This is a genomic window from Mesorhizobium sp. P160187 (assembly GCF_057766425.1).
The window spans coordinates 276,189-294,939 of sequence record NZ_JBYMDX010000002.1 but is presented as its reverse complement, the minus strand read 5'-3'; the positions used below and the strand labels follow the sequence as shown (position 1 = coordinate 294,939).

Here is an 18,751-nt window from a genome sequence, read left to right as displayed (position 1 = left end):
GAGGCGAATGATAGGCAGCCCCACTACCGCCTGATCACCACCGGCGGCCGCCGATGTTCCCAGCATTCGCGTTCCAAGGTCGGCATGTCGTGCTCCTCGCTGGCATAGCCGAGGCAGAAATAGCCGATCAGCGTCCATTCGGGCGGCGTGTCGAGAATTTCGGCCATCTCGGTCGCATCGAGGATCGACACCCAGCCCATGCCGATGCCCTCCGCCCGCGCCGCCACCCACAGTGTGTGCACTGCCATGACGGCCGAATAGTCGATGGTCGCCGCCATGGTCATGCGACCGAGCCCATGGCCTTGTCGGGTCGTGTGGTCGGCGAAGACCGCGAATTGACAGGGCGCCTCGTCGAGCCCGGCAAGCTTCAGCCGGGCATAGAGTGCGGCGCGCTCTCCCGAAAAGCGCGTGAGCGCCTCGGCATTGCAGCGCTCGAAGCAGTCTCTCACGGCAGTGCGCCGCTTGAGGCTCTCGACCACTACGAAGCGCCAGGGCTGGCTGAGGCCAACGGAGGGCGCAATGCTGGCGAGCTCGAGCAGGCGTTCCAGCGTACCCTCTGGCAGAGCCGTTGGCTCGAAGCGCCGCACATCCCTGCGCCAGCGCAGCAGCGTGATCAGCCCGGAGCGAAAATCGTCGGTGAAATCTGGAGGTGACGGCATGGCGGTCTCGTTAGGTATGGATTGGGCACTAGGGAGTGCAGTGTGGACAGCCTCTGCCTATTGCCAAGCTGGCTTGTTGCGTCCGACAATCGCGTCATGCGACCCCTCTCGGAGAGTAAAAATAACTGACGCGCATCAGGGCTCGCGCATGTGGAACGCGATGAGCATCCCCAGTTACTGGCACATTCTACAATCAGCTACCAACTGACAAACGTATGGCAGGAGACGGATGAGACGTGGACGGTGTTCGACCGTCGTACCGCAGAGTCGCCATGTCGCATTTAGAAGGTCCTAATATTTGATGCAAATGGCTGGGAACGTTGCTCACCCTCAACTCGGAGGTGACCGTTACCATAAACCGCGGATGGGCTGGTGCCGTCATGAAGTTGGAAGGCGACTTGCCTCCTCTAGCCGTTTTCGCAACCTATCCCGTCGCCGTCTCGGTCAAGATCATAGATATCGGTGCCTACGACAGAGACCGGCCCGTGTACGTATGCGGGACCATTGCCCTTTCCGGAGGAACAGTCGACATCGCTGGCGATTGGAACACAGGCGCCTGTGTAGTTAGGGTCGCAGGATTCTTGGCCATGAGCGCTGCTGATGAATAACGCCAGAACCAGAGCGACCGCGCCTAGACGACCAAACCCCATCAAATACCCACCAGCTAACACCCAAGAAATCTTAGCGGGCATTTTAGCTCCATGCAATATTAGCGCTGGCTTGGGCGCCTATATATCACCACCAAGCTCCAAAGAGATGAGTTATTGCCCGACTGCAATGATCAAGATCGCGTTGAGGGTCGCGCGCTGGCGGGCTACTTGATTTCGGTTTGGCAGATGCGTGGCCAAAGACCGACGCGTGCTGCCAGGGATATGCATCTGCGGCGGGGTTTGACTTTTGGTATTGCTAGGCAGGAAGGTCGCTTGCTGTACAGAGGAGCTTATTGCCGAGGTTGAGAATCCTAGTACCGATCGATGGTGGTGCATCCCACAGCAGTCTGATTTGCGACAGCCGTCGTCGAGCCGGAGTGCGCATCGCCCTCTTCGGTGAGGCCTCCGTAAGCGTCTGCGACGACCGACAGAGTCGACAAGCACGCGCTTCGTTCAGCGCCCCGAGGTGATCATGGCTGAAAAGCGGTCCTACAAGGGCGGGCGATGTTAGCCTTCAAGGCCGACAAGAGGCAAACGCTATGGGATCGTGTGCAGGGCGAGGTCGGCGTCCCGGTCCCGAAGGAGCATAAGAAGGACAAGGCGGAATGGCTGAAGCCGGGACTGGTCGGCCGGGTCACGAGGAGAAGGGCGACGAGAAGCTGCGCCTCGCAAGGCTACTGGATTACTGGGAGGCTAACCAAAGAGCGCGGCCAGTCTTGGGTATATTGTACGATTGTTACCCAAGCGGCGGCCGCATGGACTCTCATCATCGCGGAACTACATTGCCACAATGGCACAGCTCTTTGAATCCGCCCCAATGAGCGCTTCATTTCAGATGATCGTCGACCACTACGAGACAGCGGTTTCACTCCAGGAGCGCATTGTAACTCGCGCTCGACAAGTCGGCTTGGCGACCAAAAGCGATGACGAATTTCTGGAGCATTTGAATGCGGCGTTAGAGCGGGTGCGCCAAACCCTGGCTGGCGCCGATCAACGCAGTTAAAATGGGACACCCGCGGTCCGCAGGCATACAGTGTGCCATCGACGGCAACTCTAAGGGCGTCCGTCGGCTGTGAGCGATCAACATGCTTCCGCCCCAATAGGGAGAGGGAGCTATGACAGATTCCAGTTCACAAACTCACACTGCCGCGCAATGCGACACCGGCCAAAATTCCATCTATCGCAATTCGCTGCTGCTTCGAATGTGCTCGGCAGATTTGGCCTTGCTGCAACCTCATTTGGAAAGCGTCTCCCTTGGACTGAAGACGCATCTCGAAGTGGCGGGGTCTCCAATCAGAACCGTGTACTTCTTCGAGAGCGGTCTCGGGTCAGTGGTGGGCGAACTGCGGCCTGGTATTGAAGCTGAGATCGGAATCATAGGTTGTGAGGGTATGACCGGCTCAGCGCTTATCATGGGCGATGACCGGTCAACGCACGATTGTTACGTCCAATTAGAAGCCCGAGCCTTTGTTATCGACGCGGGCCTCTTCACCAAGGCGCTTTTGACAAGCCCAACCCTGCGAAGTTTTCTGCTCCGCTACGTTCACTACTTTCACCTCCAGGCAAGCTTCACCGCGCTCAGCAATGCCCGGATGAACATCGTCGATAGGCTCTCAAGATGGCTGGTGATGTGTGATGATCGCGTCGAGGGGAACAGCTTTGCGATTACGCACGAGTTCTTATCAGTTATGCTCGGTGTCAGGCGGCCCGGCGTCACCATAGCGCTGCAAACCTTGGAGGGCCAAGGTCTGATACGCTCAAGGCGAGGAGAGATAGTCATTCTTGATCGCGCGCGTCTAATTGCGCTGGCAGATGGGTCATATGGCAGGGCTGAAGCCGAATACGCTCGGCTAGTCGGCAAACTGCATTGACCGCAGGCGCCGCGGCGTCCGTAGCGCCGCGACGGTGATCGCCAACGAATGTGCTCGAACAGGAGATGGTCGATTTCCTGCATTGGAGTCATGTCCGGGTAAGCCGCCTAGACAGAGCCTTCACCGCCGACGTTGCCGAGCATCGGGATCCAAGACGAAGCTGTCATGCCGGCACCGCTGCATGCGCCACGCGAGGAACAAACCGCCCCTCGCAGTCGTTCAGGATTGCGAAGCACGATACGGCTGTGCACCACCTTCCGGTGACTCCAAAGGAGACCCGAGATGACTCGGTCCGTAGAGGAGGTTTTCGAAGAGCATCTGAGGCTTCGCGCGGCAGGCGATCTCGAGGAAGCTGGAGCAATGGCGAGACTCATTGCGCCAGCCGCATAGCCTTATCTTGCCTCACAACGGGAAGGCTGTTTCGGGACTTTTCGAAATCAGCGGATCACAGGCTCGCCATGGAAGCGGCGGCGCGATGGAGGAGAAACGCCGAAGCCAACTTCCATCATCAGCCGTGGCCTGTGCGACGGCACGGTGCCCATATGGAACCCGAACGGATCCTCGACGAAACCGAAACCGGCCTTGCCGGTCAGCGTGACCGGACTCTGCTTGCCGTAGACGTCCAGAATCTCTTGCGCTGGATGGCCGACTACAAGCGTAAATTGGTGCTTGAGGGCGCGGCGATCATGGCTGCCGCGAACATAGATATGCGGGCCGGTCCCCTCGTCGACGGGCACTAGATAGAAAAAGAACTTCAGCATCCGCCAGTCGTCCAGGTCGAAATGGTATTTGCCGAGCGAAGCCAGGTTCTTGTCGGCGTCCGACGCCTGGCCGGTCGGGAAGCTCCACCAGACGCGCGTCGTGATCAGCGTCGCCTGGCCGCCGAGATAGTGCGCGGCGATATCCATGAGCAGCGGATCGTTTTGGATGGCAACGGCCGACTTACAGCCCAGAATGCGCTCGAAATAATGGCCGCTGAGCAACGGACGGCCAAATCGCGCCTCAGCCTCCGCATGCTCCGCCGGCATGAATTCGAGTCGGCGATCGAAATTGCCGAAACAAGGTGTGCACCTTGCGAATGCGGCTACATCTTCAGCCACCATTGCAGGCAGGACAAGGCCGGGAAAAAGCCCATCCATCCGCAGCGCGTCGACAACGTCGTGGCAATTGACACCGGCAAACATCGTGTCCTGGGCTCTTTGCGGCCTTCGGACCGGCTTTGCACCACGCCAGTGCATTCTCCGTGCCGGCATGGTGCGCGCCAACATGAACATGGGCAGCCACGCCGGATTTTCGCGAATATCCGACAGGTAGGTCGGAATGCGTACGGCTATGCGACGCAGCATGCTGCCGTTTCGCGCGATTGTCTCAAGGCTTGCAGCGCCGGCTTTGTCGGAGTTCATAACGGTCATCGGGGTCCTCAGGTCATGAATGCACTTATCGACGAAGTTGGGTCCCGGTGTTTCGCCGAAACCCGATTCGCCGCGGAAGAACTAGGCGCTTGCCACGTTTTGTGCAACGCACCATTGCAGTGAGAAATGGAGGTTGCGCGTTCGGATAAGACAATCGCAACCACCCCAATTACCTCAGGAACTGTCTGTAGCCGCCGCCCATCAGGAAGCGGCCACGTTGGATGGCGCGGCGTACCTGATCGCGAAGATGGCCGCCTGGATGACGCCAATCTTCTTCGACACGGCGTCTCCCGAACAAGGCAATGGCGACCTCCTGATGAGATGCTCCCGCGAGCGAGCCATCCAAAGCCTGCAGTACAATACGCAGACGCGCTCCGCGGTGTTCCGGCGGAAAGCAAGCAGCTGACACGCGGCGGCAATCATTGATGTCGTTCAGGAACTGAAGGGCAGCGACATGGAACTTGAGGTGCTGCGGCTGAAGGATTGCGTCGACATATAGCCGCAACGGGCGGAGGACGGACGCACCGGAAACGGCGATCTGCAGACTCCGGCAGTTCTCCCTCAGCAGCACGTGCTGCATGCCCGCAGCTGTCAGCAGGATGTCCTTGCAGCATGAGAGCGATGAAAGGTGAAGCGGTTCAAAATCGTGGTCGAGCCCCAGCGGCTCCGCGGCCGCTCGTAGAATACAGGCGCAATCGCGCGGATCCCAAAAGACCCTCGCCGATGTAGCGTCCGACTGTGGCGCGTCCGCGAAAAAGGAGGCTCCATTGTCTTAGGAAAGCTGATTCTGTCGTCAACTCGATTATCTTCATGTCGGCCTGGGCTCCGACAAAGCAGGCGGACGGTGCCATTTTGGCGTGGTCGCGCTGGAATTGTGGATTGCGCCGAAGAAACTCCCAGGCCCAGCCAGTCCGTGGCAATCGTCTGGCGTAGTGGTAAGCGTCCTGGCAACGCCAGTCCGGCCAGCATACAACGCCGACCGTCGCTTCCTTGGGCAAACCAGCATCCTTCATGGCACAGGTGTCCACAATGGCGCTATGCTGACGGGCCTAGAACCGGTTGCCAAAGTACCGGTCCGCTCAGACGTCCCCTGCTGCGGATTCGCAAAAGGCTCGCGTGGGAAATCTCGAGAAACCCAGCCACCGCCTCCGTTTTGCCGACGCACTTGGGTTCTCCGATGCGCGACAATGGCCACGTAGCAAGGCGGAGGATCCGCTCCATGCGCGTGTCCGTCACCGTTACGATCCGGGTCAGATCCTTGGCCAAGCCGAACTCGATCATGCCCGCGAAGAGCTCGTAGGTCGCCTGGGCCAGCCCGCCCGCTGCCTTGGGCGCCGACGGAGGAAGATCGAGCGCGAAACGACTGCTCTCCCATATGTCGGTGGTCGAGGGCACGACGTCAGCACCCAGCAGCACCGGGAAGGTGTCGCGCAACATTGTGGGTCCGGTGCTGGGCAGAAGACGCACGCAACCGCGAATTCGCCAGTCGGATCCTTTGAGGAGCAGATAGACAGGCTTGAGAGCATCAAACGGATCGGATTCCATCTGGTCTTCGGTATCAACTTCCCAATCGAGCCTTTCCTTGAAGACCCGAAACCTGAGCCCATGCATCTCTTTGAGTTCGCCTGCAAACTCGTTGTAAAAGTCTGGTGCTATCAGTTGCATCATGGTCGCCTCCATGTGGGATGTGTTCCCGCCATCGAAGGGCAAAGCTGACATCGATGCAGCCTGTAGAGGTTTACAGGTATCGTGGCTGAGAATCAGGATCTCGTCAGGCCGGAGGCAGCCATTCGTGCAACGGCTTGGTTGATCGTTCGAACGCCAAACTTTGCCTTGGCGTTTTCCAGATGAAAGGTCACGGTGCGCTTTGAGACGCCGAGAAGCTGGCTAGTATCCCAAGCCGACTTGCCGCGCGCCGCCCATTTCAGGCACTCGAACTCCCGCGGGGTGAGCGTTACACCATCCACCACGCGATGATCGGCGAGCCTGCGCCGGACATGGATATGAAAGTTGATGGCCACCAGCTGCAATGCTTTTTCGTAACGTGCCAGTGACCGCAACAGAGGCGGACGGGACTCGTCGGAAGCAAAGGTCAGGGCAGCAAACCGGCCGAGATGATCATGCATGGACATCGTCAGGCCGCCGCAGATGCCAAACTCAGCCGCACTCTCTAGAATTTGTTGCTGCGAATTCGGCAGACAGTGCCGAGCGCGATCCACACCCCAATCGAATGTATCCCAGCCTTGCAGCCCGCGCAGGATGACCGGATCGAGACTGTGGTACCGCTGTTGCAGATAACGTGACGTCCAGGATGAAGGATAGTTTGAAATCAATTGGGGGGCGTCGCCGGAGGCTGACGGGTAGGTGAAATAGGCGAATAGCGGGAAGTCGAAGCCGGCTGCAGCGGAGGCCATTGCCTCACAGAGATCGGCAGCATCAACACTTGCAGACAGTTGCTCGACGAAGTTCTCAAACACGCGATGCATGTGTCCTGTGCGTAACCTCCGTAACGCTCAATGCCAGGCAGAGACCTTGTTTTAGATGATCCCGGACGAATACGGCGCGTGCCGAGAACGTGGCTAATCTGTTGAACCAATCCGAAATAGTCTGACGTTGTCTATGAGCCGTGTGCCGCCGAGCCAGGCGGCGGCAAGCAACCGTGCCGGTCGATCGAGGCTTGTTATCGGCTGCAGATCTGCCTCATCGCGGAGTTCCAGGTATTCGACCTCGCGATAGCCTGCAGTTAGAATTGCTGCGCGAGATTCTGCAAGCGTTGGCATGATGGGTGAGCCGCGCTCAAGCCGCTCAGCCGTCTTGAGCAGGACCGATGATAGCTTGGGAGCAACAGCGCGTTCCGCTGGCGAGAGCCGCACATTGCGCGATGCTAGCGCAAGACCGTCGGCTTCACGGACTGTCGGACAGGCAACAATGGTGATTGGAATATCGAGATCCCGGGCCATGCGCCTGACCAGGTGAATTTGCTGAAAGTCCTTTTCGCCAAAGAAGCCGAAGTCAGCGCTGGTCTGCAGGAAGAGCTTGGCGACGACGGTCGCCACGCCGTCGAAATGCCCCGGCCGGAATGTACCGCACAGGCCTTCGCTGACACCGCAAACCGAAACGGTGGTGGCGAAGCCCGCCGGATACATCTCCTCTGCATCTGGCGCATAAAGCAGGTGCGCGCCAACCGGTGCCAGTTTGGCGGCATCCTCGTTCTCGGTGCGGGGATACGCGGCAAGATCGGCCTGGCTGTTGAATTGCTTCGGGTTGACGAAGAGCGTCACTATCACACGGTCTGCCTTCTCGAGTGCAGCGTGCACCAGGCTGAGATGGCCCTCATGCAGGACGCCCATCGTTGGCACCAGGGCTATCCTCACACCTTCGCAGCGCCATGCGGCGACGCTTTCGCGAAGCTGGTCAACGCTCCTGACGATCGGCACGCTCACGCTGCTTCTCCGCTCTTGGTGGCGTCCGTGTCGGCGGGCTTGGGCGCATCGGCAAACACGTGCTCTGCGGCGGGAAACTGGCGCTCCTTCACCTCGCGCGCATAGGAAGCGATCGCAGCCGCAGCCGCCTCCCGGAGTTCAGCATAACGCTTGACGAACTTGGGCCGGAAGTCGCCGAAGAGGCCCAGCATGTCGTCGACGACGAGAATCTGGCCGTCACAGGCTGCCGAGGCACCGATGCCAATGGTCGGGGTCGCCACCTCCTTGGTGATCCGGCGGGCGAGCGCCTCAGGAACCTTCTCCAGGACGACCGCAAAGGCGCCCGCTTCGCCCACCGCAATTGCGTCGCGCCTGATGCGCTCGGCATCCCCGCCCCTGCCCTGTACGCGGTAGCCACCGATGGTGTTGATGGCCTGCGGCGTCAATCCGACATGGGCCATGACGGGCACGCCGCGTGCGGCGAGGAAGCCGATCGTCTCTGCCATCGCTTCGCCGCCTTCGAGCTTGACGGCCGTGCAGCCGGTCTCGGCCATGACGCGCGCGGCATTGCGGAAAGCCTGCTCTGGGCTTTCCTCGTAGGAACCGAACGGCAGGTCGACCACCATCAGCGCCTGCTTGATGCCACGGCGCACCGCCTGGCCGTGCGTGATCATCATCTCCAGCGTGACACCGAGCGTCGAGGGCAGGCCGTGGAGAACCATGCCGACGCTGTCGCCGACGAGCACCACATCACAATGGGGATCGACAAGCCGGGCGACTGGGGTGGTGTAGGCGGTAAGGCAGACGAGCGGCGTCCCACCTTTGCGCGAACGAATATCCGGCGGTGTGATCGCCCTGGTGTCACCATAAGCGCTCATGGGACCCTCCTTCCCCTACGTTACCAGCTGCGGCTGTCGCCTTTGGCACATTTTTGTGCAGGTGCGAAGAGCAAAAAAATGGCCATGCAGCTGCGGGGTGTTGACGTGCCAATTGGCACGCTTACACTAAATCGATTAAGGTGCCCCCGAGCTGGCCAAATAATGGACGATCAGGCAATAGGACTCAGGAAAGACAGAGCCGCCGGCAAGGCCGACAACGTCAAAGTGGACTTGATCGCCTTTGTGGTCGCCGTAAACGGCAGTCAACCCTGTGTCCTCACCATCGGCCAGGCGGACACCTTGCCCTCCGGTCCCTTTGCGCTTGAGCACCGATCGCTGCAATCCGGCTTGAGGGGGTGGGTCGAGCAGCAAACCGGCCATCGGCTGGGGTACATTGAGCAACTCTACACGTTCGCGGATCGGGATCGCATCGGCGCCGAGCGCCAGCAGCGCGTCATCTCCATCAGCTATCTCGCATTGACGCGCAAGGAACAGGCAGCGGGCTCGCCCAAGTGCGGATGGCAGAGTTGGTATGAATATTTTCCATGGGAGGACCACCGCTCCGGCACGCCTGCGGTCGTGCTGGACGTTCTGCGGCCGCGCCTGATCGAATGGGCAAACGGCGTTGGCGATTCGGCCACGCGACGTGAACGCTGGCAGCGGGCGACGATAGCCTTTGGCTTCGACGACCGCCTTTGGAACGAGGAACTCACGCTTCAACGCTATGAGTTAGTCTACGAAGCAGGCCTGGTCCAAGAGGCCGTAAGAGGGCGGGACGCAGGACCCCCGCCGCTGGTGCCCAGCAAGTCCATGGTCGCCGATCATCGCCGCATCGTGGCGACCGGCATTGCGCGGCTGCGCTCCAAGATCAAATACCGCCCAGTCGTCTTTGAGCTGATGCCGCCGGTCTTCACGCTTTTGCAGCTGCAGCGAACCGTGGAGGCGCTCGCCGGCAGGCTCATCCACAAGCCGAACTTTCGCCGACTGATCGAACAGCAGGAGCTGGTCGAGGAGACCGGAGAGGCCACCACTGAGACCGGCGGCCGGCCAGCGAAGCTTTTCCGTTTCCGCCACGCCGTTCTCGACGATAGGCTCATCGCCGGGACAAAATTGCCGCTGGCGCGGGGTTGACATCCCTTATACTCACAGCAAGTATATGCTGGTTATTTTCAGTTAGAGTATAAGCGGGAGGGGGTCTATGGGCGCCATGCTGCCTACGGCCGCGTTGCTCTACGAGCGCGTCCGACGAGTGATCCCGCCGATCGAATGGCCGGCTTTCGCCGAGGATATCGAGGCGATCCTTGCGCTGAAGCGCGAGCGCAACGCGATCATTCTGGCGCACAACTATCAGACACCCGAGATCTTCCACTGCGTGGCCGACATCGTCGGCGACAGCTTGGCACTAGCCCGCACGGCTGCGACGGTCGAGGCGCAAGTCATCGTGCTGGCCGGCGTCCATTTCATGGCCGAAACGGCCAAGCTCCTTAATCCGGGCAAGACCGTGCTCATTCCGGATCTCAGCGCCGGTTGCTCGTTGGCGGACTCAATCACGGCAGAAGACGTGCGCTTGATGCGCCAGCGTTATCCCGGCGTTCCGATCATCACTTATGTAAATACGTCCGCCGAAGTGAAGGCCGAGTCGGATATCTGCTGTACATCCGGCAACGCCAAGGCGGTCGTCGAATCCCTTGGGGTTCCCCGGGTGATCATGTTGCCGGACGAATATCTGGCCCAGAATATCGCCGCCCAGACAGATGTGCAGATCATCCCCTGGAAAGGGCGTTGCGAGGTGCATGAGCGCTTTACACCGGCCGACATCCGCGAGTTGCGCGAAAGCCATCCCGGCGTGGTCGTGCTCGCCCATCCCGAATGCCCGCCCGACGTCGTGGCTGAAGCAGATTTTTCCGGCTCGACGGCTGCCATGTCCGACTATGTCGAAAGGCAAAGGCCGCCACGTGTCGTGCTGATGACGGAATGCTCAATGAGCGACAACGTCGCGTTAGCGCACCCAAAGGTCGAGTTCATCCGGCCCTGCAATTTGTGCCCGCATATGAAGCGGATCACGCTTGCCAACATCCGCACGGCGCTCGAGCAGAACCACCATGTCGTAACCGTCGAACCCGGGATCGCCGGGCGCGCGCGGCTAGCGGTCGAACGGATGCTGGCAGTTTGAGCGCCGACCTCCGCAGCTTCTTCGGGCGGCCCATCATCATCGGCGGCGGCATCGCCGGACTGATGACCGCGCTTCAACTGTCGCCGGAGCCGGTGCTTCTTCTGTCAAGGTCGCTGCTGGGAGCTGACAACTCGAGCAACTGGGCCCAGGGGGGCCTGGCTGCAAGTTTCGGCGAAGACGACGATCCGGCAATGCACCTGGCCGATACGGTTGCCGCAGGGGATGGTCTCTGCGACAGAGACGTGGCGAGCCGCATCCTCCAAGCCGCGCCCAAGGCCATAGAGGGGCTTGCGGGCTTTGGGGTTCGCTTTGACCGCACGCCGGAAGGATCACTGTGCCTCGGATTGGAGGCCGCACACAGCCGACGTCGCATCGTTCATGCGCATGGGGACGGCACCGGGCGTGAGATCATGCGTGCGCTGATCGCGGCTGTGCGTTCCACTCCGTCGATAGTTGTCGTGGAGGGCGTGGAAGCGCGCCGGCTCGCCGTGCGAGAGAATGCGATCCGAGGCGTCTGGGCGAGCTGTTCGATCGCACCTTTCTTCTTCGGCTCACGGCGGGTCGTCCTCGCCACCGGTGGCATCGGGGGACTGTTTCTCGACACCACGAACCCTTGGGGCAGTTGCGGACAAGGCCTTGCGCTTGCGGCCCGCGCTGGAGCTGTCCTAGCCGACCTCGAATTCATCCAGTTCCACCCGACCGCCCTTGACGGCCCAGAACGGCCTATGGCGCTGGTCAGCGAGGCTGTGCGAGGCGAAGGTGCTGCCCTGATCGATGAAACCGGCCAGGCTTTTCTCCAGAGCGTGCCAGGGGCGGAACTTGCGCCTCGCGATGTCTTGGCCCGCGCCGTGTGGAACCATCTTGCGGACGGCCACCATGTTTTTCTCGATGCCCGACAACGGCCAGGCCCGGCATTCGCTCGACATTTCCCGACAATCGCATCAGCCTGCCTTGGAGCGGGAATCAATCCCGCGCGCGATCTCATCCCTATTCGTCCGGCCCAACACTACCACATGGGTGGCGTTGCCGTGGACTGCTCGGGCAGGACCTCCGTCAAGGGGCTGTGGGCCTGCGGCGAAGTCGCTTCGACAGGACTGCATGGCGCCAACAGGCTCGCCAGCAATTCCTTGACCGAGGCAATCGTGTGCGCCCGCTGGGTCGCTGAAAGCGTCGCCGGAACGCCTGCGCGCAGAACAAGGCCTGCGTTTGCGAACGTTTACCCACCGCCCGCTCCGATAGCCGTGCGCGTTTTTCTGTCGCGCGCACTCGGCATCGTCCGGGATGGTCAAGGGTTGAAAGCAGCCGCGCGTGCCTTATTGCCGCTCGCCGAAAGCAAGGATGCGGTCTCGGATCCGGCGGCTGTCGGGCTAATGATTGCTGTTGCCGCCTTGTTGCGCGAAGAAAGCCGCGGCGCTCATTACCGGACAGATTTTCCTCATCATGCGACTGCCGCCCGACGGTCCGAAATCACGCTCGAAGCCGCCTTGGCGGCTGCGCGGGCACTCGGACACTCGCCAAGCTCCGAAGGTGCAAAGTGATGATGCTCTCACCGCTCCCCACGGTCCTGCTTGAGCCGCTTGTCCGGGCATCTCTTCTTGAAGACCTTGGCAGAGCCGGCGACTTGACCACGGACGCCATCGTCCCGAAGGAATACCAAGCGGGAACCGTGTTGGTGGCGCGACAGTCCGGAGTTGTCGCCGGCATCGATCTGGCGATGCTCGCTTTCGGCATGATTGATCCTGGTGTCGAAATCTCCGTGGAGCGGGCAGACGGCTGCAATGTCGTGGATGGAGAGGTCATTGCATCAGTGGTTGGCCCGGCCCGAGCCATTCTCACAGCGGAAAGGACGGCACTCAATTTTTTGTGCCATCTGAGCGGCATCGCCACAGCAACGGCATCGATCGTCGCTGCGGTTCGTGGATATGGCGCGAAGATCGTCTGCACCCGCAAGACAACGCCCGGATTGCGGGCAGTCGAAAAGTATGCCGTGCGCGCAGGTGGCGGGTCCAATCACCGCTTCGGCCTGGACGATGCAATTTTGATCAAGGACAACCACATCGCCATCGCAGGCGGCGTCCGGCCAGCGCTCGAGCGAGCACGAAGAGCGGCCGGTCATCTCGTCAAGATCGAAGTCGAAGTCGATACTCTGGCCCAGTTGGAGGAGGTACTTGGCTTCGCTCCCGATGCGGTTCTGCTCGACAACATGTCCCTCCCCGATCTTCGCCGCGCCGTCGCAATGGTCGGTGGCCGCGCTATCACCGAGGCTTCTGGCGGGATCACGTCGCATACAGCGCGAGCGGTTGCCGCGACCGGCGTTGATCTGATTTCGGTCGGCCGACTCATCCACAGCGCGCCGATCCTGGATATCGGCCTCGACCATCGGGGCTCATGATTGTCTGAGTAACGAACAGGATCGGGTCAACTGTCCTTTCCGATCATCATAGTCAGATAGCAAAGACCCGCAAGGCAGACCGGAGGAACAGCATGGAGATGCAAACGGCAAGTTCAACGCAGACATCGCCACAGGCTCAATCCCCTGACCCGCCTGACCCTGGAGCGTGGACCTTGGAGAAGGCTCAGGCACTTTACCATGCCCCCTTCAACAATCTCCTCTTCCTGGCGCAAACGGTGCACCGGCAGAATTTCGATCCAAACAAGGTCCAGCTCAGCCGGCTGCTCAGCATCAAGACCGGAGGATGCCCGGAGGATTGTGGCTATTGCAGCCAGTCGGCGCGTCACGAAACCGGGTTGGAGGCGTCCAAGCTGATGGATGTCAGGCGCGTCATCGCCGAAGCGACCAAGGCGCGTGATGCCGGCGCCACCCGTTATTGCATGGGCGCGGCCTGGCGAAACCCCAAGGCGCGCGACATGGATGCCGTGGTGGCGATGGTCGAAGGCGTCAAGGCGCTGGGCCTGGAGACCTGCATGACACTCGGCATGCTCGATCTTGAGCAAGCCGCTCGACTGAAGCAGGCGGGTCTCGACTACTACAACCATAACATCGACACGTCAGAACGCTACTATAGCGAGATCATCGGTACGCGGAGCTTTGCCGAGCGGCTTGAGACGCTTGAGCACGTTCGCAAATCCGGCATCAAGGTCTGCTGTGGAGGCATTGTCGGCATGGGCGAGGAGCCGGTGGACCGGATCGACATGCTGGTGACGCTGGCCAATCTGCCGGAACATCCGCAAAGCGTTCCAATCAACATGCTGATCCCGATCGCCGGTACGCCGCTTGCAGACGCCAAGCCCATTGAGCCGATCGAATTCGTGCGCGTGATCGCGCTGGCGCGCATCATGATGCCGAAATCGCATGTCCGTCTGTCCGCCGGCCGCACCGCGATGACCGACGAGATGCAGGCGCTGTGCTTTTTTGCCGGCGCCAACTCAATCTTCTTCGGCGACACGCTGCTGACGGCGGACAATCCCGGTGAGGACAAGGATACCCTGCTGTTCCGGCGCCTTGGCATCGATCCGATGGAACTCGAGGCGCAATGAACGGGGCGCCGCTTGCCCGTTATGATGCGACCTTGCAGGGCCTAGCGCGCAAGGACCGGCTGCGGACGCTTTCGCCCCGCGCCGGGCTGGACTTCTCGTCGAACGACTATCTCGGGCTGGCCGCGTCCAGAAGACTTGGCGATGCGGTTGTGGCGGCGATTGCGCGGGGCACGCCGGTTGGCGCCACCGGGTCGCGGCTGTTGCGCGGCAATGCACCGGAACACGAGCAGCTCGAGGCAGACGCGGCGGCATTCTTTGGAGCCGACCGCGCGCTGTTCTTCGGAAGCGGCTACATCGCCAACTTCGCTCTGCTGAGCGCCCTGCCGCAGAAGGGCGATCTTTTGGTCCTCGATGAGCTCGCCCATGCCAGCATGCATGAGGGTGCGCAGGCCGGACGCGCACAGTTCGTGCTGGCCGCGCACAACGACGCCACCGCTGTCGAGGATGCGATTACACGTTGGCGCGTCGCAGGCGGCATGGGATGCGTCTGGATCGCGGTGGAAAGCCTTTACAGCATGGATGGCGACTGCGCGCCTTTGGAGAGCCTGGTCGCGCTTGCCGATCGGCACGGCGCATTCATCGTCATTGATGAGGCGCATGCCACCGGCGTCTGGGGACCGGACGGCCGGGGGCTTGCCGCCGCTTTCGAGGGCCGCGACAACATCATAGTGCTCCACACCTGCGGCAAGGCGCTCGGCGCATCTGGTGGGCTCGTGACCGGGCCGAGGGCACTGTGCGAATATCTGATCAACCGTTGCCGGCCATTCATCTACGCGACCGCGCCATCGCCACTGATGGCGGTCGTGGCGCGCGAGGCACTCGCAATGCTGGCCGACGAGCCTATGCGGCGTGTTCAGCTGCATGAACGCGTCGCCAGCGCCGGCCGGTTGGTCAATCGCTGGGGTGTGACACCAAGCGGCTCACAGATCCAGCCCTTAGTAATCGGCGATGTCAGGCGCACCATGGCAGTGTCGGCGCGCCTGCAGGCCCGCGGCTTCGACATACGCGGCGTTCGTCCTCCGACCGTGCCCGAGGGCACGTCGCGGCTGCGCATCTCACTGACGCTCAATATTGGCGAAGCCGACATTTCCGCCATGGTCGAGGCGCTGGTCGAGGTGTTGGCCCAAACATCACCGGAGGCGATATGACCCAACGCATCGTCATCACCGGAACGGATACTGGAGTTGGCAAGACCGTGTTTGCGGCTGGGCTCGCCGGTTTGCTGGACGGCTTTTACTGGAAACCGGTGCAATCGGGCCTCGACGGCGAGACCGACAGCGAGGTGGTCGCGCGGCTTGCCGGCTTGCCCTCAGAGCGCGTGCTGCCGGAAGCCTACCGCTTGCGGAGCCCGCTGTCGCCGCATCGTTCGGCCGAGATCGACGGCGTGGCGATCAAGGCTGCCGATCTTGCTTTTCCCGTCCTACCGACGCCGCTCGTCATCGAAGGCTCCGGCGGCCTGATGGTGCCGCTCAACCGGCGCACAAGGTTCATCGACATCTTCGCTGAATGGCGGCTGCCAGTTATTCTGTGCGCCCGCACCACGCTCGGCACCATCAACCACACCTTGCTCTCGGTCGAGGCGCTCCGCGCCCGCTCCATCCCGTTGGCGGGCATCGCTTTCATCGGCGATGAGATGGCCGATACGCAACGGACCATCGTGGAATTCAGCGGTGCGCCGCAGCTCGGCAGGCTGCCGCACCTGGATGTGCTGACGGGCAAAACACTGAGGGACGCAATGGTTGCCGGCTTCGCCTTCGCCTCGATTGCTGGAGGTGACTGATGTCGCAGTCTCATGTGTGGCATCCCTTCACCCAGCACGCGCTCGAGCCTGCGATCCCAGAAATCGTCCTGACTGAGGGCGCCTATCTCCACAGGGCCGACGGCGCCCGCATCCTGGACGCCATCTCCTCCTGGTGGGTCGTCACACATGGCCACCGCCATCCCCGCATCATGAAGGCAATCGAGACAACCGCGTCGAGCCTCGACCAGATTATCTTTGCGGGCTTCACGCACGAGCCGGCAGAGCGCTTGGCCAAGGCGCTTGTCGGCCTCGCTCCCGCTGGACTCGACTGGGTGTTCTATTCCGACAGTGGCTCGACCTCAGTCGAAGTCGCGCTGAAGATGGCGCTCGGTTATTTCCGCAACATCGGCGCGCCGCGCTCGCGCATCGTCGTCATGGAGCACAGCTATCATGGTGACACGATCGGAACGATGAGCGTCGGTGCGCGTGGCGTGTTCAACGCCGCCTACGAACCCTTGCTGTTCGAGGTCGACATCATCCCCTTTCCGGCCGCGGGGCACGAGCAGGAGACGCTGGATCGTTTCGAGGCTGTGACCCGCGATCGACGAGCCGCAGCCTTGATCGTCGAGCCGCTGGTGCTGGGCGCCGGCGGCATGCTGATGTATCCAGCATCGGTTCTGGCCGAATTGAAGAAGATCACTGAGGCCTCCGGCACGCTGCTGATCGCCGACGAGGTGATGACTGGCTGGGGACGCACCGGAACCATGTTCGCCTGCGAGCGGGCATCGATTTCTCCAGATATCCTGTGCACCTCCAAAGGGTTGACCGGCGGCACCATCCCGCTGGCCGTAACGCTTGTCACCGATGCCATCTTCCGGGCGCACTATTCCGAGGACCGGAAGAAGACGTTTTTCCATTCGAGCTCCTACACCGCCAATCCGATTGCCTGTGCGGCAGCACTCGCCAATGTCGAGATCTGGCGCGACGAGCCAGTGGCCGAGCGGATCACGGCCTTGAGCGTGATGCAGGCCGTCGGGCTGCAACGCTTTCGGGACAATCCATATTTTGCGGGCTGTCGAGCCACGGGAACGATCGCGGCGCTCGACCTGCGAACCGGTTCCGCAGGTTATCTCGCCGAGATTGGTCCGAAGCTGCGCGCTTTCTTCCTCGAGCGCGGCCTGCTTGTGCGCCCGCTCGGCAATGTCCTCTACCTTCTGCCACCCTATTGCATCGCAGACGACGAGCTCGAACGAGTCTATGACGCCATCGAGGAGGCCGGGGAACGCTTCGGGTCCAGGCCATGAGCAAGTCGTCGCGCATTCTCGGACTTGGCCATCACGTGCCTGGGCGCAAGGTGGCCAATGCCGAGATCGAGAGCAATCTCGGCCTCGAGCCGGGCTGGATCGAAAGGCGTACCGGAATCCGTTCGCGCTTCTGGGCAACGGACGAAGACACGCTGTCGGGTCTTGCCACCCGGGCTGGCGACATGGCGCTGGTGAACGCCGGTATTGCGCGCCACGACATCGGTCTGCTGTTGCTTGCCACCTCGACGCCCGACCATCTTCTGCCGCCCAGCGCGCCGCTGGTCGCACATAAGCTTGGCCTTGGCCGCGCAGGCGCGGTCGATCTGACCGGCGCCTGCGCTGGCTTCATCTATGCGCTCATGTTTGCGGACGGGTTCACCCGCCTGCATGGCAAACCAGCGCTGGTCATCGCCGCCAACATTCTCAGCCGCCGCATCAATCCAGCCGAGCGCGCGAGCTCAGTCTTGTTCGCCGATGCCGCCGGCGCCCTGGTGATCGGTCAGTGCGATGATGCTGATCGGGGCATTCTCGGTGCCTCGGTGGCTTCGGACGGCTCGCGCTACGGGCTGATCCAGATTCCCGCAGGAGGAAGCAACACGCCGTTCCATGGCGACCTCGACCTCGGGCAGACCCGGATGACGATGACCGACGGGCCCGAAATATTCGCAAAGGCCGTCGAGATGATGACCGATTGCTCGACAACCGCGCTAGCCGCTGCGGGAGTGCGGCCACACAATGTCGGCCGGTTTGTGCCGCATCAGGCCAATACTCGGATTTTCGGCGCGGTCGGAAGAAACCTCGGCATTGCTGACCAAGCAATTGTCAAGACGATTGCCGAATACGGCAACTCTTCGGCCGCGACGGTCCCGCTGTCGCTCTCGCTCGCCAACCAGATGAAGCCATTCCAGCCAGGAGAGAAAATCCTTCTGGCGGCGGCCGGTGCGGGTCTCAGCGGCGGCGCTCTCGTGGTTGGAATCTAGTCGGCCGGCTCACGCGCGCAGGACTGGTCATGAATGGCAATAGGTGCAACAGAACCAATGCCAAAATGGCCTTCTGAAGCTCGACATGACCAAGCTGACGCAGCACGACCCGTGCGAGCCTCTGGATGAATTCAAATGCAACACCCGTTGCACCAACCGTACC

Annotated in this window: 19 protein-coding genes; 11 read left to right on the top strand and 8 right to left on the bottom strand. The window is 61.4% G+C overall.

Annotated features, from left to right (window positions below):
• Nucleotides 1-23: 23 nt before the first annotated feature.
• A complete protein-coding gene (gene bluB, locus AC3CCE_RS02700) occupies nucleotides 24-659 on the bottom strand; it encodes a 5,6-dimethylbenzimidazole synthase (protein WP_023807046.1) in 636 nt (211 codons plus the stop codon).
• 1,440 nt (nucleotides 660-2,099) lie between these two features.
• Between bluB and AC3CCE_RS02695 the strand changes: the two genes are divergently transcribed.
• A complete protein-coding gene (locus AC3CCE_RS02695; protein ID WP_155921670.1) occupies nucleotides 2,100-2,312 on the top strand; it encodes a hypothetical protein in 213 nt (70 codons plus the stop codon).
• Between the two features lie 112 nt (nucleotides 2,313-2,424).
• Nucleotides 2,425-3,180 (top strand): Crp/Fnr family transcriptional regulator, encoded by a 756-nt coding sequence (locus AC3CCE_RS02690; protein ID WP_352627108.1) that lies wholly within the window; start codon nucleotides 2,425-2,427, stop codon nucleotides 3,178-3,180.
• Between the two features lie 437 nt (nucleotides 3,181-3,617).
• Here AC3CCE_RS02690 and AC3CCE_RS02685 read toward each other — a convergent pair whose 3' ends face one another.
• The 7 genes from AC3CCE_RS02685 to panB all read right to left on the bottom strand — a co-directional run bounded on the left by AC3CCE_RS02685 (nucleotide 3,618) and on the right by panB (nucleotide 8,892).
• Complete coding sequence (locus AC3CCE_RS02685) at nucleotides 3,618-4,592, bottom strand: hypothetical protein (protein WP_023708080.1); 975 nt, start codon at nucleotides 4,590-4,592, stop codon at nucleotides 3,618-3,620.
• 169 nt (nucleotides 4,593-4,761) lie between these two features.
• Entirely contained in the window at nucleotides 4,762-5,172 is a 411-nt protein-coding gene (locus AC3CCE_RS02680; RefSeq protein ID WP_023808079.1) for a DUF2285 domain-containing protein, read from the bottom strand.
• Between the two features lie 58 nt (nucleotides 5,173-5,230).
• Nucleotides 5,231-5,605 (bottom strand): transcriptional regulator domain-containing protein, encoded by a 375-nt coding sequence (locus AC3CCE_RS02675; protein ID WP_352627105.1) that lies wholly within the window; start codon nucleotides 5,603-5,605, stop codon nucleotides 5,231-5,233.
• Nucleotides 5,606-5,627: 22 nt separating this feature from the next.
• Complete coding sequence (locus AC3CCE_RS02670) at nucleotides 5,628-6,260, bottom strand: acyl-homoserine-lactone synthase (protein WP_031206361.1); 633 nt, start codon at nucleotides 6,258-6,260, stop codon at nucleotides 5,628-5,630.
• Between the two features lie 92 nt (nucleotides 6,261-6,352).
• The gene (locus AC3CCE_RS02665; protein ID WP_286456140.1) at nucleotides 6,353-7,078 is read right to left on the bottom strand and encodes a LuxR family transcriptional regulator; all 726 of its coding nucleotides are present in this window, start codon (nucleotides 7,076-7,078) and stop codon (nucleotides 6,353-6,355) included.
• A 93-nt stretch (nucleotides 7,079-7,171) separates the two neighbouring features.
• Entirely contained in the window at nucleotides 7,172-8,035 is an 864-nt protein-coding gene (gene panC / locus AC3CCE_RS02660; protein WP_352627103.1) for a pantoate--beta-alanine ligase, read from the bottom strand.
• The gene (gene panB, locus AC3CCE_RS02655; protein ID WP_023707031.1) at nucleotides 8,032-8,892 is read right to left on the bottom strand and encodes a 3-methyl-2-oxobutanoate hydroxymethyltransferase; all 861 of its coding nucleotides are present in this window, start codon (nucleotides 8,890-8,892) and stop codon (nucleotides 8,032-8,034) included. The genes panC and panB overlap by 4 nt, the downstream gene beginning before the upstream one ends.
• Before the next feature lie 162 nt (nucleotides 8,893-9,054).
• Between panB and AC3CCE_RS02650 the strand changes: the two genes are divergently transcribed.
• The 9 genes from AC3CCE_RS02650 (at nucleotide 9,055) to AC3CCE_RS02610 (ending at nucleotide 18,588) form a co-directional block, all read left to right on the top strand.
• Nucleotides 9,055-10,023 carry an NUDIX hydrolase gene (locus AC3CCE_RS02650; protein ID WP_023673634.1) on the top strand — a complete coding sequence of 323 codons (969 nt, stop codon included), beginning with the start codon at nucleotides 9,055-9,057 and terminating at the stop codon, nucleotides 10,021-10,023.
• Between the two features lie 67 nt (nucleotides 10,024-10,090).
• Entirely contained in the window at nucleotides 10,091-11,065 is a 975-nt protein-coding gene (nadA, locus tag AC3CCE_RS02645) for a quinolinate synthase NadA (RefSeq protein WP_352627100.1), read from the top strand.
• Nucleotides 11,062-12,603, top strand: coding sequence for an L-aspartate oxidase (locus tag AC3CCE_RS02640; RefSeq protein WP_352515373.1), 1,542 nt, complete (start codon nucleotides 11,062-11,064; stop codon nucleotides 12,601-12,603). Before nadA ends, AC3CCE_RS02640 begins: the two co-directional genes overlap by 4 nt.
• Nucleotides 12,603-13,457, top strand: a complete 855-nt coding sequence (gene nadC / locus AC3CCE_RS02635) for a carboxylating nicotinate-nucleotide diphosphorylase (RefSeq protein ID WP_023807057.1) — start codon at nucleotides 12,603-12,605, stop codon at nucleotides 13,455-13,457. Before AC3CCE_RS02640 ends, nadC begins: the two co-directional genes overlap by 1 nt.
• A 92-nt stretch (nucleotides 13,458-13,549) precedes the next feature.
• Nucleotides 13,550-14,563 (top strand): biotin synthase BioB, encoded by a 1,014-nt coding sequence (bioB, locus tag AC3CCE_RS02630; RefSeq protein WP_031209003.1) that lies wholly within the window; start codon nucleotides 13,550-13,552, stop codon nucleotides 14,561-14,563.
• On the top strand, nucleotides 14,560-15,711 hold the full coding sequence (locus AC3CCE_RS02625; RefSeq protein ID WP_352627097.1) for an 8-amino-7-oxononanoate synthase: 1,152 nt from the start codon (nucleotides 14,560-14,562) through the stop codon (nucleotides 15,709-15,711). Before bioB ends, AC3CCE_RS02625 begins: the two co-directional genes overlap by 4 nt.
• Nucleotides 15,708-16,343 (top strand): dethiobiotin synthase, encoded by a 636-nt coding sequence (gene bioD, locus AC3CCE_RS02620; protein WP_352447895.1) that lies wholly within the window; start codon nucleotides 15,708-15,710, stop codon nucleotides 16,341-16,343. The genes AC3CCE_RS02625 and bioD overlap by 4 nt, the downstream gene beginning before the upstream one ends.
• Nucleotides 16,343-17,608, top strand: coding sequence for an adenosylmethionine--8-amino-7-oxononanoate transaminase (locus AC3CCE_RS02615; RefSeq protein WP_352627094.1), 1,266 nt, complete (start codon nucleotides 16,343-16,345; stop codon nucleotides 17,606-17,608). The genes bioD and AC3CCE_RS02615 overlap by 1 nt, the downstream gene beginning before the upstream one ends.
• Nucleotides 17,605-18,588, top strand: a complete 984-nt coding sequence (locus AC3CCE_RS02610) for a beta-ketoacyl-ACP synthase III (RefSeq protein ID WP_352445627.1) — start codon at nucleotides 17,605-17,607, stop codon at nucleotides 18,586-18,588. The genes AC3CCE_RS02615 and AC3CCE_RS02610 overlap by 4 nt, the downstream gene beginning before the upstream one ends.
• The last annotated feature ends 163 nt before the right edge of the window (nucleotides 18,589-18,751 follow it).

Excerpts from the sequence above, each read along its gene's own strand:
- bluB (WP_023807046.1), bottom strand. The coding sequence starts at position 659 with ATGCCGTCACCTCCAGATTTCACCGACGATTTTCGCTCCGGGCTGATC.
- AC3CCE_RS02695 (WP_155921670.1), top strand. The coding sequence starts at position 2,100 with ATGGCACAGCTCTTTGAATCCGCCCCAATGAGCGCTTCATTTCAGATG.
- AC3CCE_RS02690 (WP_352627108.1), top strand. The coding sequence starts at position 2,425 with ATGACAGATTCCAGTTCACAAACTCACACTGCCGCGCAATGCGACACC.
- AC3CCE_RS02685 (WP_023708080.1), bottom strand. The coding sequence starts at position 4,592 with ATGACCGTTATGAACTCCGACAAAGCCGGCGCTGCAAGCCTTGAGACA.
- AC3CCE_RS02680 (WP_023808079.1), bottom strand. The coding sequence starts at position 5,172 with ATGCAGCACGTGCTGCTGAGGGAGAACTGCCGGAGTCTGCAGATCGCC.
- AC3CCE_RS02675 (WP_352627105.1), bottom strand. The coding sequence starts at position 5,605 with ATGAAGGATGCTGGTTTGCCCAAGGAAGCGACGGTCGGCGTTGTATGC.
- AC3CCE_RS02670 (WP_031206361.1), bottom strand. The coding sequence starts at position 6,260 with ATGATGCAACTGATAGCACCAGACTTTTACAACGAGTTTGCAGGCGAA.
- AC3CCE_RS02665 (WP_286456140.1), bottom strand. The coding sequence starts at position 7,078 with ATGCATCGCGTGTTTGAGAACTTCGTCGAGCAACTGTCTGCAAGTGTT.
- panB (WP_023707031.1), bottom strand. The coding sequence starts at position 8,892 with ATGAGCGCTTATGGTGACACCAGGGCGATCACACCGCCGGATATTCGT.
- AC3CCE_RS02650 (WP_023673634.1), top strand. The coding sequence starts at position 9,055 with ATGGACGATCAGGCAATAGGACTCAGGAAAGACAGAGCCGCCGGCAAG.
- nadA (WP_352627100.1), top strand. The coding sequence starts at position 10,091 with ATGGGCGCCATGCTGCCTACGGCCGCGTTGCTCTACGAGCGCGTCCGA.
- nadC (WP_023807057.1), top strand. The coding sequence starts at position 12,603 with ATGATGCTCTCACCGCTCCCCACGGTCCTGCTTGAGCCGCTTGTCCGG.
- bioB (WP_031209003.1), top strand. The coding sequence starts at position 13,550 with ATGGAGATGCAAACGGCAAGTTCAACGCAGACATCGCCACAGGCTCAA.
- AC3CCE_RS02625 (WP_352627097.1), top strand. The coding sequence starts at position 14,560 with ATGAACGGGGCGCCGCTTGCCCGTTATGATGCGACCTTGCAGGGCCTA.
- bioD (WP_352447895.1), top strand. The coding sequence starts at position 15,708 with ATGACCCAACGCATCGTCATCACCGGAACGGATACTGGAGTTGGCAAG.
- AC3CCE_RS02615 (WP_352627094.1), top strand. The coding sequence starts at position 16,343 with ATGTCGCAGTCTCATGTGTGGCATCCCTTCACCCAGCACGCGCTCGAG.
- AC3CCE_RS02610 (WP_352445627.1), top strand. The coding sequence starts at position 17,605 with ATGAGCAAGTCGTCGCGCATTCTCGGACTTGGCCATCACGTGCCTGGG.